The following is a 13573-nucleotide window of genomic DNA, read 5'->3' as shown; positions in this document are numbered from 1 at the left end:
AATATAGAGTGTTTTAATTGTTATATAAGAAAATATATTCGGAAATAATTATTTTCTCCTAATATTAATGGGTAAAAAGATAATTGAATAATTTGAGTTAGAAATAGAGAATAAAAATAAAATATAAAAAATTATAGTTATATTTGTCCCTATTTAATTCGTATTAACATGATTTATCCTTCAAACACAACCATGTTGTTTTTAACAACAGCCAATGCTTCTGTGCACATTATTTTACTCCGCGATTTGAAAGAAGCGCCTTAAGGCAATTGCAAGCTTTTGCCACAATCCCTTTTCTCATAATAGGAATTGACTATGAAAAGGAATTAATAGGTCGTACATCCTTACGGCAAAACGATCTTTATATTGTGAAAAGGCTATTAGGTCATGCCAGCATTACATCGACATTAGAATACATTGATGAAAGTGTTGATAACTTACGAGATATACTTGAAGCAGAATTGATGTGATGAAAATAACAGGAGGAGTATCAAGATTTGACAGTGATTAGGAAAGAAAGTAAAAGTGACAAATAAAAAAAACAGCCTTGGTTTGAGCAAGACTGTTTAGTTTAAGAGTTCCAACATAAAGTGACAGTGTCAAATTATATTTTTAGCTCTTTATTGCCCTCTCAGTGATTTAACTCACTGACGAACAAAAGAAATATGGTGCCCGGACTCGGAATCGAACCAAGGACACGGGGATTTTCAATCCCCTGCTCTACCGACTGAGCTATCCGGGCAACGAGGCGCATTAAACCGTATTCAGCGTGATGCGTCAACGTCTTTTTTATAAAAAATGCAAAAATAGGTTCGTTTGCTCTCTTTTTGCACTATCTAAGTTTAATTTTTCCTCTTACATCCATTTTTAGTTAAAAAGAGTTTAAAAAACAATCAGTAACATAATCGTTTTTTAGGTAAGGGGACTTGATAAAAATTCTTTTTATCTTTAAGCGCTGAATGAATTTTTTTTTGCTTTAACGGATGTACAAGAACAATAAAGGAGAATAAATCTCCTTTCTTTTTTTAGATTATGCAAATTAGCTTAACGCACCATTTTTGCGGCATTGGGCAATCTTTAAAATATCTTCAGCAAGCAATTTAGCTGTTGTAATGTCATCAGCACAATGATTTACCATTAAACGACTTAAACAGCCTTCTAAGATGAGTTCCATTTGTTTAGCAACTAATTCGTCATCTTCTATATCAAGTTCTCTTAACAACGTTTTAGAATAGTCAAATGAGCTTTTTTTCTGGCGTTGGCTGAGTTGATGTATTTGTGAGTGCTCATCAGGATAGGCACTACATGCCGCGACAAATAAGCAACCAGGAAAGCGGTTTTTCTCTAAACGCGTAGTCAATTGATCATAACGTGCAAGTAGTTTTTGTTCTGTTGTGAGAGAGTTATCTAATATTACTTGACGTTGCCAAATGTCTATCTGTTGCCCATGATGACGCAAACAATCAAAAATTAAGGCATCTCTATCAGGCCAGAAATGTTGAAGCTCTTGTTGGGTGATATCAAACCCTTGTAGAAGCTCTGACATTGATGTGGCTAAACCGTACTGTTCCAACTTAGTGAGTACGTGGTTGAGTAATGCTTCACGTTGCACGGAAATCTCCTTAAATCGCATTATAGCGAGAACATCATAATTAACAGATTTTAATAAAAAATGAAAGGGAGGAGAAAACAGAGGATAAAGTAAAAAGGACAACTCATTCTTAATGAAGTGTCCTTTTATTTTATTGTTTTAGAACAGAAGCTCTTTGCAATGTTTTTAAATAATATTACTAACTATAAAATCATACTACCGAATAAGAAACCAAGCATGACTGCAATTACAACACCGATAGTACCTGGAATAAAGAATGGGTGGTTAAAGACCAGTTTACCAATACGTGTTGTCCCTGTGTCATCCATTTGAACTGCGGCTACCAGTGTTGGATAGGTTGGCAGAATAAATAGACCAGAAACCGCAGAGAATGAAGCAATAGCTGTAAGAGGTGAAACACCTAATGCGAGCGCCATTGGCATTAATGCTTTTGCTGTTGCAGCTTGTGAATAGAGTAGAGCAGAGCAAATAAAGAAGATAACAGCGAGTAACCAAGGGTGAGCGGTAATTAAGTCACCTGCAGTTAATTTAATCCAATCAATATTGCTTGAAACGAAAGTATCACCTAACCATGCAACACCTAAAATACAGATACACGCACTCATACCTGCTTTAAATGTACTTGAATTTAGGATGTTATCTGTTTTGACTTTGCAGAAAATGGTAATCAAGGTTGCCACACTCAGCATGATAATCAAAATAGCATTAGTGGTGTTCATGAGAGGCTCTTTAACGATCCCCAAGCTTGGACTATTCACTATCGCATAAATAACGACACAAATAACGCCAAGTAGGAATAGTAGAACAGACCCTTTTGCACCCGGTAAAATTTGTTTACGTTCTTTACTATTACGTAATTCGACTAAACCTTGTTCTAAACGTTCACGGTATACTGCGTCATCAGATAACTTGGAATTGAATATCCAAGAAACAATGAAAGACATCAAGATTATCGCAATAAAAGTAGAAGGTAATAAAATAGAGAGCAGTGTGATATAGCTTACAGTGTGTCCATGCATCATTGCTGGGTTTTCCATGACAGAAGCCATGTAAACAACAGCCGCAGAAATAGGTGATGCGGTGATACCAATTTGAGCAGCAACAACAGCCGTTGATAATGGGCGGCAAGGTTTAATACCTTGTTCTTTGGCAACCTCTGCAATAACGGGTAGTGTTGCTAATGAAATATTACCTGTACCTGCAAATAAGGTTAAAAAATAGGTAACCATAGGCGCGAGAACAGTAATATATTTAGGGTTACGTCTTAATACTTTTTCAGTTTTATCAACCAGATAATCTAAACCACCAGCAACTTGCATTGCTGAAATTGCTGCAATAACAGCCATAATAATGGAGATAACATCAAAAGGAATAGTACCTGGTTTCACTCCAATTGCGGCTAAAACTAATACACCTAAGCCGCCCGCGAACCCAATACCAATCCCTCCTAGTCTCGCTCCGAGGAAAATGGCCAGCAGAACGATAATCAATTCTACGGCTAACATAGCGTTTACTCCTTGAGATAATTAAAAAAATGAGAAAAATACGTTAAATTTTTGTTTTTACTACCAAGTAAAAAGGCACGTCTCTTAAAGAGTCCGTGCCTTAAATTTTTTAAGAGCTCATTATTATGTCATAAAACATAAGAATTAATCATCGAAGCGTTTTGCTTTGTAAGCCGGGTGTTTTAGGTTCTCTACTGAGAAAATATCATCCAGTTGTTCTTCAGTTAACAGTCCACGTTCTAACACAACTTCACGTACACTTTTACCTGTTTCTGCACAAATCTTACCAACGATGTCGCCGTTATGGTGACCAATAAATGGGTTTAAGTAAGTCACGATACCGATTGAATTAAAGACGAAGTGTTCACAAATCTCTTTATTTGCAGTGATACCATTTACACATTTTTCGACTAAATTACGGCAAGCGTTGCTTAAGAGAGAAATTGATTCAAACATTGCTTGACCAATTGCTGGCTCCATTACGTTTAACTGTAATTGACCCGCTTCTGCTGCCATGGTGACACAAGTATCATTACCAATAACTTTAAAGCATGCTTGGTTAACGACTTCAGGAATAACTGGGTTTACTTTAGCCGGCATGATAGATGAACCTGCTTGTAGTTCTGGCAGATTGATTTCTTTTAAACCAGCACGTGGGCCTGATGAAAGTAAACGTAAGTCATTACAGATTTTAGACATTTTCACAGCTAAGCGTTTTAATGCACCGTGAACCATGACATAAGCACCACAGTCAGAAGTTGCTTCGATTAAGTCTTCTGCTGGTACACATGCTAAACCAGTCACTTCTGCTAATTTTTCAACAGCTAATTTTTGATAGCCCGGTGCTGTATTTAAACCCGTACCAATTGCAGTTGCGCCTAAGTTTACTTCTAGAAGTAATTCAGCAGTACGTTTTAGGTTTTTGATTTCTTCATTCATTAGAACAGAGAATGCATGGAATTCTTGACCTAATGTCATAGGTACCGCATCTTGTAACTGAGTACGACCCATTTTTAGGATATCGTCAAACTCAACCGCTTTTTTATCGAAGCCTGCTTTGAGAAGCTCAATAGATTGAGTTAAATGAATGATAGAGTTGTATACCGCAATACGGAAACCACAAGGGTAGGCATCGTTAGTTGATTGGCTCTTATTGACATGGTCATTTGGATTTAAGTACTGGTATTCACCTTTTTGATGACCCATCAACTCCAAGCCAATATTTGCGATAACTTCATTGGTATTCATATTTAATGAAGTACCCGCACCACCTTGGAAGACATCAACTGGGAACTGATCCATGTGTTTACCAGTTTGTAACACGGCATCACAGGCTTTAATAATCGTATCAGCAATTTCGCGAGGAATAGTGTGAAGTTCTTTATTTGCTAATGCAGCGGCTTTTTTCACCATGACCATACCGCGAATGAATTCTGGAACATCATTGATTGTGCGGTCACTGATGTAGAAGTTTTCAATTGCGCGTAAAGTGTGGACACCGTAATAAGCATCAGCAGGAACTTCTCTTTTACCTAACAGGTCTTCTTCGATACGAGTTTTATTTGACATGAGAACCTTCTTATTAAAATTTTAACTGTCTAGTTATGCGCTTGTTAATAAAATATATCGTTAACGGTTAATAATGTAATATAACTTACCGTTTTACTTAGGACTAACATGATCATATTCGGGTTGACGGTAAATACCTTTAAGCTGGATCACTTTATATATAAATAACGCTTAAATATTTTCTTTTTGTGATCAAATTCACGGATATTACTGTTTTACATCTCTTTTTAACTGCCCTTGAAAAGGAGCGTTAGGCTCCCCATCATTATGTAGATAAACTAAGAAAAAGCGAGTTCGTTAACTATCACCTTAGAGGTAGTTCACACTCCTTTCTATTAATAATGTAGATTTTTTTTTATAAAAGGAGAACCAAGTGCGTTGGCTCCCATTAATCATTCTTTGCCTTCTTATCTATATAGAAGCTGTTATTTTTGTACATGTCGCCTCTGCGATTGGCGTTCTTACAACACTATTCCTCGTGATACTGACTTCTTGCGTCGGTATTTCATTGGTTAAAAACCAAGGCGTGAAGAATATAGCATCGATGCAACAAAAATTAGCGATGGGTGAAGTACCTGCTGCTGAAATGGTAAAAAGCGTTTCATTAGTTATAGCGGGAATTCTGCTTGTCATTCCTGGTTTTTTTACCGATTTTTTAGGCTTACTTTTGTTACTTCCACCACTTCAATCCGTATTAGTTACAAAGTTAATTACACGAATTAAGGTGTATACACCAGGACAAGGTGGTTCCCCTTTTAATCAGCATGGAAATACTTTTGAAGGTGAATTTCAACGTAAAGATGAATCATCAAATAACCAACTGAATAATAAGGAACAAACGCAGGATAATGACCATTATTCTGACAAAAAGTAGTTAAGCAAAAGCATAATTAACCAAAAAGGGGGGAAATTGAAAAAAAAACACATATCTCCCCTTGAAGTTTGACTTGATGCCCCCACCTGTATCGTCATGGTACTGGTTCATTTTAGGCACTGGTATCAACCTTTAATCCTGATATGGACTTTTTTATAGGAGATCTATTAATGAAGATTCGTCCATTACATGACCGTGTTATTGTTAAACGTAAAGAAGTCGAAGCTAAATCAGCTGGTGGTATTGTACTGACGGGCTCTGCGGCGGGTAAATCTACTCGTGGCGAAATCATCGCAGTGGGTCACGGCCGTATTATGGAAAACGGTGACGTTAAACCTCTGGATGTAAAAGTTGGCGATATCGTAATTTTTAACGACGGTTATGGCGTTAAAACAGAAAAAATTGATAACGAAGACGTGCTTATCATGTCTGAAAGCGACATTTTAGCAATTGTAGAAGAATAATTTTCTCTTTTTAAGATCTTCTGAAACTGAACGAATTCAAAGGAAATATACGATGGCAGCTAAAGACGTCAAATTCGGTGTAGACGCTCGTAATAAAATGTTACGTGGTGTTAATGTTCTTGCAGATGCAGTTAAAGTAACTTTGGGCCCTAAAGGTCGTAATGTTGTTTTAGATAAATCTTTCGGTGCGCCTGTTATTACTAAAGATGGTGTATCTGTTGCACGTGAAATCGAATTAGAAGATAAATTCGAAAACATGGGTGCTCAGATGGTGAAAGAAGTTGCTTCTAAAGCCAACGATGCTGCTGGTGATGGTACTACAACTGCAACAGTATTAGCACAATCCATTATTGCCGAAGGCCTAAAAGCAGTTGCTGCTGGCATGAACCCAATGGATCTGAAACGTGGTATCGATAAAGCGGTTGTAGCAGCAGTAGAAGAACTGAAAAAACTGTCTGTACCTTGCTCAGATACCAAAGCTATCGCTCAAGTTGGTACAATCTCTGCAAACTCTGATGAAACCGTAGGTACTTTAATCGCTCAAGCGATGGAAAAAGTAGGTAAAGAAGGTGTTATCACAGTAGAAGAAGGTACAGGCTTAGAAGATGAGCTTGATGTTGTTGAAGGTATGCAATTTGACCGCGGATACCTTTCCCCTTACTTCATCAACAAACCAGAAACTGGTAATGTTGAGCTAGAAAATCCATTCATCTTGTTAGTAGACAAAAAAGTTTCTAACATCCGTGAATTACTGCCTGTTCTTGAAGCTGTTGCGAAAGCAAGCAAACCTCTACTTATCATCGCTGAAGATGTGGAAGGTGAAGCGCTGGCAACATTAGTGGTCAATAACATGCGTGGTATCGTGAAAGTTGCTGCTGTTAAAGCTCCAGGCTTTGGCGATCGCCGTAAAGCAATGCTGCAAGATATTGCAACATTAACTAACGGTGCTGTGATTTCTGAAGAAATCGGTATGGAACTTGAAAAAGCAACGCTTGAAGATCTAGGCCAAGCTAAACGTGTTGTTATCAATAAAGATACAACAACTATTATTGATGGCTTAGGTGATCAAGAAGCAATCTCTGGTCGTGTTGCTCAAATTCGTAAACAAATCGAAGATGCCTCTTCAGATTACGATCGTGAAAAATTACAAGAGCGCGTAGCTAAATTAGCTGGCGGTGTTGCAGTCATTAAAGTGGGTGCAGCAACAGAAGTTGAAATGAAAGAAAAACGAGCTCGTGTTGATGATGCTCTGCATGCAACTCGCGCTGCAGTTGAAGAAGGCGTTGTTGCCGGTGGTGGTACTGCACTGGTTCGCGTTGCAAATGCACTGCGTGAAATGACAGGTGATAACGAAGAACAAACTGTGGGTATTCGTGTTGCACTGCGTGCAATGGAATCTCCAATGCGTCAAATCGTTGCTAACTCAGGTGAAGAGCCATCAGTTGTTGTTAACAATGTGAAAGCAGGCGAAGGCAACTACGGTTATAACGCAGCAACTGACGGTTACGGCGATATGATCGATATGGGCATTTTAGATCCAACTAAAGTAACTCGCTCTGCACTGCAATTCGCTGCATCTATCGCGGGCTTAATGATCACCACCGAAGCTATGGTGACTGATTTACCTAAAGACGACAAAATGGATTTAGGTGCTGCTGGCGGTATGGGTGGCATGGGCGGAATGGGCGGCATGATGTAATTCATCACGCTAACCATTTTGTGAGAAGACCCAGGCTTAGGCCTGGGTTTTTGCGTTTAGGATAAGCCTAAAAAGAGTATTCATGATATGAATTATTGTATTTAATAAAATATATTTCAGAATTATCAGATAATTCAATATTTATATAATTAGAAACAACTTATCTCTTTACAACTATATAACAGATAGTTTTTACTTCACTCGCTAAAACCTATTTTTATAATTTGGGGTGTTAACCATGTCTGTTGTTGCCATTGTGCTTATTTTTCTTTTTGCGGTGATTGTGAGCGTGTTTATCTCACGAGCACTGGCGGAAAAAATTCCGCTACCTATTATTCAAATCGTATTAGGGGCTTGTCTCTCTATTTTTGGGTTTGAGGTGGCGTTTGACCCACATCTTTTCTTATTACTCTTTATCCCGCCTTTACTTTTTTTAGATGGCTGGCGTATTCCTAAAGAAGCGTTATTTCAAGAAATTAAACCTATCATGTCGTTAGCGATTGGTTTAGTTGTTGTTACTGTGATTGGTATGGGATTTTTTATCCATTGGCTTATCCCTTCTATTTCATTAGCGGTAGCATTTGCATTAGCCGCAATCTTATCACCAACCGATCCGGTCTCTGTTTCTGCAATGACCGTTAATTCGCCACTGCCTTCTCGTATGACACATATTCTAGAAGGTGAATCATTACTTAATGATGCGACAGGTTTAGTATGCTTTAGTTTTGCGGTAGCTGCCGCCCTTACTGGATCTTTCTCTATTACTTCTGCAACAGGCCAATTTTTAATTGTTTCCCTTGGTGGGGTTGCTATTGGTTTAATTGTGGCTGGAGCCATAGGTCGATTGAATCAATTTTTAGTGAGAAGAACGGGTGAAGATCCTGCTATTCAAATATTAATTAGCTTACTCATGCCATTCTTTGCATATTTAGTGGCTGAGCATGTCCACGTTTCGGGTATTTTAGCTGCTGTTGTAGCAGGTATTGCGATGCACTATGAGAAAATAGTAGGTCGTATGCAAGCAGCAACGAGAATGCAGAGCAAAGCTGTATGGGATACTGTTCAGGTTTCTTTAAACGGGATGATTTTCATCTTATTAGGTGAACAATTACCTGGTATGTGGAGAAACTTACCTGAAGTGACAGCATCGGCAGGTTCAACAAGCCCGTGGGCTGTTTTAGGTTATGTGGTGACAATAACAATCGCATTGGCTGTGTTACGTTTTTCGTGGGTGTGGATATCAATGTCGCTAACCGTATTCCGTCATCCTGATAAACGTTTGTCACGTCATCATTTACGTTTAATGGCGGTCATGGCAACCGCAGGTGTAAGAGGCGCGATTACATTAGCTGGTATCTTAACATTACCATTGTTAATGACAGACGGTTCTCCATTCCCTAACCGTGAGCTCGCTATCTTTATTGCAATGGGTGTTATTCTTTGTTCTTTACTGATTGCGACAATTGCGTTACCTATTTTAACAAAAGGTCTATCAGAAGATTTACCGTACGAGGATGACGAAATTCGCACTCGCTTAGCGCTAAATGAAGCTGCGATTGCGCATATTAGCGAATTAATGAATCAACCATGTGAAGATTTAAATGATATGTCTTTGCGTATTGAGGCGGGATCACATTTATTAGAAATTTATAGTCGCCGTCTTGATAATGAAGATAGTGTTCAAGAAGGGGCACTTGATTTAAAACGGTTATTTAGTATGGAACGTCAATTATCACGCAGTGCATTAAAAGTAGAGAGAGAAACGTTACATCAATTACGTAAATCTCGACATATTAATGAGCATATTTATAGCCGTTTACGTCATGAATTAGATTTGAAAGAAGAAGCTTTAAATCATCATTTAAATTAATTAAATATTACTCTTTAGTTTTCAGACAGCATAGATATTGTGCTGTCTTTTTTTTTAATGATACTTTAAACGATAAATAGTGCGTATACTTTCTCATTATTCACCTGAGATCTTGTCATAAATAATGTCTTGTTCGCCTCAAATAACTAAAACGGTGTAAAATAAACATACGCTGTTTTATCCAGCGTAAAGCAAGATCTGTAAAATAAAATGTGTTCAAAGTAAAAATAATGTCTTAACACGATAAGTAAATACCAGATTGTTATGATTTATTTTTGCGCATTATAGGGATGACAAGGTATATTGTCGGTATTACTGAACTGATACTCAACGAAATGAGGGGATCATGCGAATTAAATTGTTATTGGGAGCAACAGCTGCTTTGCTATTAGCGGGATGTTCTACAACAAATACATTAACCACTGGCGGCTCTCAGGTACAAATTACTGACACGCAACCAGGTAGTGAATGCCAATTATTAGGCACTGTGACTGGCGTACAAAAAAATTGGTTATCAGGCTCACGCACTGAAAGCCAATCATTACGCGGTGCTGCAAATGATTTACGTAATAAAGCAGCTGCAATGGGTGGTAATGTTATTTTTAACGTTGGCACAAATGGTGCAAGTTTTGTTGATAGCTTCGCACCATTAGATAGCAAAATGAGTGGACAAGTTTATAAGTGCCAGTAATTAAAGAGTATGCCTCTTTTTAATTACCTTAAGATAAGAACCTGATCTCCATATTGGCAGAGGTCAGGTTTTTTTATTTTAATGGTCTAAAAGAATCATAAGATCATTTAAATTTGGCGTATTGCTTCTTTTATCTCAACATTTCCTTCTTGTAGTGGAATACATTTTTTAAAGGTATTCTTTTTATCTACAATTTCAGCCAATGTTAACGCCACATCATCAATCGAAATTTCACCCTTATCAAGTATTTTACTTTGTTGGCTATTGATTTTATGTGTACCGGGTTGTTCTGTTAAATAGCCAGCTTGAACGATGGTGTAATCAAGATCGGTTTGATGAATAAGATAGAGATCAGCAAAATATTTAGCCGTAAAATAATCAATCAATGATGTCCATTTATTCGGGGATAAAGAATGTATTGCGCTAAGCATGATATATCTTTTGATCCCTTTCTCCATGGCAAGTTGCATGGTTTTTACGGCACCATGAAGATCAACTTGTAAAAGATCTTCGCCTCTAGAGCCTGTTGTAAAATAGATAGCATCTAAATGTTCAGGAAATATATGAGAAATTGCAGATAAAGGTTTTGTGATATCGAGTTCAATCTCATGATAATGTGAATCTTTGATTGTCGATGAGTGTGAGATTTTTCTGGTAGTTCCGATAACATGGTGCCCATTAGCTAATAATATTTCAACTAATTTATGTCCAACCCGTCCTTTTGCACCGATTACCATTATGTTCATATTTTCTCCTCAATACTATTTAAGTGTTCACTGATTTCAAAAACAAAAAAGCACCGAAGAAGGCGCTTTTTCATAATCAAAAAAAGTGGACATACCTTAATTAGATAAATGATTTTTATGAAAATCACCACTAAACCTATCTTTATAGTGTAGTTACTTTTGTGTAATTATGTTGGATTAATTATATTATCCAAACGTAGATAGTATCAGTTAGTATCAATACTCACTCTTGACGCAAACCAAGATCGAGAAGTGTTTTACTTGGTTCTCCACCAATTTCACGCGTGAGTTTAGGTACCATATAACCTGATACTAAGCTCATAAGTCCTTTCATAATCTCTCGAGCTTCAGTGTCTGGCACCATAAAGTGGGCTGCACCTTGTACTTTATCTAATACATGAAGATAATAAGGAAGTATCCCTGTATCAAAAAGGGCTCTACTTAGTTCTGCGAGTATTTCAGCCTTATCATTAATATCACGTAATAAAACACCTTGATTTAATAGCGTTACGTTGGCTTTTTTAAGTCGATTACAGGCATCTCTTAATGCATCATCAATTTCATTGGCATGATTAATATGCAATACCATAATAATTTGTAATCGAGATTGTTGTAAGCGCTGACACAGTGTTTCAGTAATGCGAGAAGGAATGACTACAGGTAAGCGTGAATGAATGCGTAAGCGCTTTATATGTGGAATTGCTTCCAATTGCGTGATTAACCAATCTAACTCGCTATCTTTGGCCATAAGTGGATCACCACCAGAGAAGATGATTTCATCGAGTTTTGGGTTATTTTTGATATACTCTATTGCCTTTTGCCAATTAGCCTTGCTTCCTTTGTTATCTTCATAAGGAAAATGACGACGAAAGCAATAACGACAGTTGACAGCGCAACCTCCTTTGACTAAAAGCAAGGCACGATTCTGATATTTATGTAATAAACCCGGCACCGCATTTTGTTGCTCATCTAACGGATCTGTTGAAAACCCGGGTGTGATGGTAAATTCAGCATTTGCAGTTAATACTTGTAAAAGTAATGGATCGTGAGGATCGCCTTTTTTCATACGTGCAACGAATTCACGAGGAACCCGCAACGGAAAAAGTCGTCGTGCTTCGGCTCCTTTTTGAAGTTCAGTGTGATGCTCCAGTTCTAAAATCTGGAGTAATTCAACAGGATCACTGATTGCCTGCGCGAGTTGTGTTAACCAGACTTCTCTGGTAGGGCGGTTATGAGTTACAATGTGTGCCATTTTTTGGCTATGCCATTTTAAATTAAAAAGTTAGAGGATATTCATGGCTTCTTATAATACCAACGATTTTCGTTCAGGTCTTAAAATCATGTTAGATGGCGAGCCAGCCGTCATTACTGAATGTGAATTTGTTAAACCAGGTAAAGGTCAGGCATTCGCACGTGTACGTTTGCGTAAACTGATTTCTAATAAATTATTAGAAAAAACATTTAAATCAACGGATTCTGCTGAAGGTGCAGATGTCATGGATATCAACTTAACTTATCTCTATAACGACGGTGAGTTTTGGCATTTCATGAACAACGAAACTTTCGAGCAATTAGCAGCAGATGAGAAAGCTGTTGGTGAAAATGCAAAATGGTTAATCGACCAAGCTGAATGCATCGTAACACTATGGGATAACCGTCCTATCGCTGTTATTCCACCAAACTTTGTTGAATTAGAAATTGTTGATACTGATCCAGGCCTGAAAGGCGATACGGCAGGTACAGGCGGTAAACCGGCAACACTAAGCACGGGTGCTGTGGTAAAAGTACCTCTGTTTGTTCAAATCGGTGAAGTTATCAAAGTTGATACGCGTTCTGGTGAGTATGTATCACGCGTAAAATAATCATATAGATTATTTTAGTAAAAATATAGCTTCATAAGTACAATGCCGTCGGTGGTTTTATTGGCCGACGGTATTTTTATATAATCATAATTATTGATATATCGCTGATATTTTCTTTCTTAAAATTTGAATAATTATAATAATGTAGTTATATTTATTTCTAGAAATTTACCGCACTAGCAATATATTCTCTTCTAATCTCGATGAATGCCAAAATTTCATGAATTATGCCAGATTGGAATTGGTAAAAAAATACTATTTTCTTAAAATAACGATGTGGGCTTTTCTATTAAAGATTAACCACAGCAATATTTATTATTATCACTTTGATGTCCTTTTAGAGATATTTTAGAGTATAGATAAAAATTAATTCTATAATTTTATTAGCTTTATTTTATTTTTATACTAGGGAAACCTGTTTCAATATAAACTCTAGCTTTAAAATATCTCTATTATTTTTACATATCTAGCTACTTAAAAAAATCATCTAAAATTGACGCGGTTAATTTATCGTTATATGATAGTTACTCTCCTTTTATGGATATTAAATCCATATCACTATATTTAAATTATCTTATTTATCTGTTTGTTTATTTATATATTTTTATTTATCAGTCTAATATTAAAAATAGATTTATAGTCTATACTGTAACTTGGTTGAGTATAAAAAATATATAAAAA

At 37.0% G+C, this 13573-nt stretch carries 12 protein-coding genes and 1 tRNA gene; 7 read left to right on the top strand and 6 right to left on the bottom strand.

From position 1 onward, the window contains the following. The first annotated feature begins 368 nt into the window (after window positions 1-368). A complete protein-coding gene (locus M983_RS17005) occupies window positions 369-470 on the top strand; it encodes a hypothetical protein (protein WP_049211900.1) in 102 nt (33 codons plus the stop codon). Window positions 471-666: 196 nt separating this feature from the next. Here the strand turns inward: M983_RS17005 and M983_RS06430 are convergent. The 4 genes from M983_RS06430 to aspA all read right to left on the bottom strand — a co-directional run bounded on the left by M983_RS06430 (window position 667) and on the right by aspA (window position 4686). Beyond that, window positions 667-742: transfer RNA gene (locus M983_RS06430), tRNA-Phe, on the bottom strand. Window positions 743-1039: 297 nt separating this feature from the next. Further along, window positions 1040-1612 carry a division control transcriptional repressor DicD gene (gene dicD / locus M983_RS06425; protein ID WP_066748835.1) on the bottom strand — a complete coding sequence of 191 codons (573 nt, stop codon included), beginning with the start codon at window positions 1610-1612 and terminating at the stop codon, window positions 1040-1042. Between the two features lie 182 nt (window positions 1613-1794). Then, on the bottom strand, window positions 1795-3117 hold the full coding sequence (locus tag M983_RS06420; protein ID WP_066748832.1) for an anaerobic C4-dicarboxylate transporter: 1323 nt from the start codon (window positions 3115-3117) through the stop codon (window positions 1795-1797). A gap of 144 nt (window positions 3118-3261) precedes the next feature. After that, window positions 3262-4686: an aspartate ammonia-lyase gene (gene aspA / locus M983_RS06415; RefSeq protein WP_066748829.1), complete on the bottom strand. Its 1425-nt coding sequence runs from the start codon at window positions 4684-4686 to the stop codon at window positions 3262-3264. Between the two features lie 373 nt (window positions 4687-5059). On the opposite strand from aspA, the gene M983_RS06410 reads away from it, so the two are divergent. From M983_RS06410 to M983_RS06390, 5 genes are all read left to right on the top strand, one after another. Continuing rightward, the gene (locus M983_RS06410; protein WP_066748826.1) at window positions 5060-5560 is read left to right on the top strand and encodes an FxsA family protein; all 501 of its coding nucleotides are present in this window, start codon (window positions 5060-5062) and stop codon (window positions 5558-5560) included. Window positions 5561-5730: 170 nt separating this feature from the next. Then, complete coding sequence (locus tag M983_RS06405) at window positions 5731-6024, top strand: co-chaperone GroES (protein WP_066748823.1); 294 nt, start codon at window positions 5731-5733, stop codon at window positions 6022-6024. 52 nt (window positions 6025-6076) lie between these two features. Then, window positions 6077-7723, top strand: a complete 1647-nt coding sequence (groL, locus tag M983_RS06400) for a chaperonin GroEL (RefSeq protein WP_066748821.1) — start codon at window positions 6077-6079, stop codon at window positions 7721-7723. A gap of 238 nt (window positions 7724-7961) precedes the next feature. Then, window positions 7962-9593 carry a Na+/H+ antiporter gene (locus M983_RS06395; RefSeq protein WP_066748817.1) on the top strand — a complete coding sequence of 544 codons (1632 nt, stop codon included), beginning with the start codon at window positions 7962-7964 and terminating at the stop codon, window positions 9591-9593. Window positions 9594-9939: 346 nt separating this feature from the next. After that, window positions 9940-10284: a DUF4156 domain-containing protein gene (locus M983_RS06390; RefSeq protein ID WP_066748814.1), complete on the top strand. Its 345-nt coding sequence runs from the start codon at window positions 9940-9942 to the stop codon at window positions 10282-10284. Between the two features lie 107 nt (window positions 10285-10391). Here M983_RS06390 and M983_RS06385 read toward each other — a convergent pair whose 3' ends face one another. Together M983_RS06385 and epmB are read right to left on the bottom strand one after the other, a co-directional pair. Continuing rightward, window positions 10392-11030, bottom strand: coding sequence for an NAD(P)H-binding protein (locus tag M983_RS06385; RefSeq protein ID WP_066748806.1), 639 nt, complete (start codon window positions 11028-11030; stop codon window positions 10392-10394). 223 nt (window positions 11031-11253) lie between these two features. Next, window positions 11254-12282, bottom strand: a complete 1029-nt coding sequence (gene epmB / locus M983_RS06380) for an EF-P beta-lysylation protein EpmB (protein WP_066748802.1) — start codon at window positions 12280-12282, stop codon at window positions 11254-11256. 43 nt (window positions 12283-12325) lie between these two features. On the opposite strand from epmB, the gene efp reads away from it, so the two are divergent. Further along, window positions 12326-12892 (top strand): elongation factor P, encoded by a 567-nt coding sequence (gene efp / locus M983_RS06375; protein WP_036934346.1) that lies wholly within the window; start codon window positions 12326-12328, stop codon window positions 12890-12892. Window positions 12893-13573: the final 681 nt, after the last annotated feature.

The sequence above is a fragment of the Proteus myxofaciens ATCC 19692 genome, assembly GCF_001654855.1.
Lineage (GTDB): Bacteria > Pseudomonadota > Gammaproteobacteria > Enterobacterales > Enterobacteriaceae > Proteus > Proteus myxofaciens.
The sequence above is the reverse complement of the archived record's forward strand: the minus strand, read 5'-3'. Positions and strand labels throughout refer to the sequence as shown.

What these genes read in the sequence shown, in the direction of transcription:
- M983_RS06420 (WP_066748832.1), bottom strand. Translation starts at nt 3,117, where the DNA reads ATGTTAGCCGTAGAATTGATTATCGTTCTGCTGGCCATTTTCCTCGGA.
- aspA (WP_066748829.1), bottom strand. Translation starts at nt 4,686, where the DNA reads ATGTCAAATAAAACTCGTATCGAAGAAGACCTGTTAGGTAAAAGAGAA.
- M983_RS06405 (WP_066748823.1), top strand. Translation starts at nt 5,731, where the DNA reads ATGAAGATTCGTCCATTACATGACCGTGTTATTGTTAAACGTAAAGAA.
- groL (WP_066748821.1), top strand. Translation starts at nt 6,077, where the DNA reads ATGGCAGCTAAAGACGTCAAATTCGGTGTAGACGCTCGTAATAAAATG.
- M983_RS06395 (WP_066748817.1), top strand. Translation starts at nt 7,962, where the DNA reads ATGTCTGTTGTTGCCATTGTGCTTATTTTTCTTTTTGCGGTGATTGTG.
- M983_RS06390 (WP_066748814.1), top strand. Translation starts at nt 9,940, where the DNA reads ATGCGAATTAAATTGTTATTGGGAGCAACAGCTGCTTTGCTATTAGCG.
- M983_RS06385 (WP_066748806.1), bottom strand. Translation starts at nt 11,030, where the DNA reads ATGAACATAATGGTAATCGGTGCAAAAGGACGGGTTGGACATAAATTA.
- epmB (WP_066748802.1), bottom strand. Translation starts at nt 12,282, where the DNA reads ATGGCACACATTGTAACTCATAACCGCCCTACCAGAGAAGTCTGGTTA.
- efp (WP_036934346.1), top strand. Translation starts at nt 12,326, where the DNA reads ATGGCTTCTTATAATACCAACGATTTTCGTTCAGGTCTTAAAATCATG.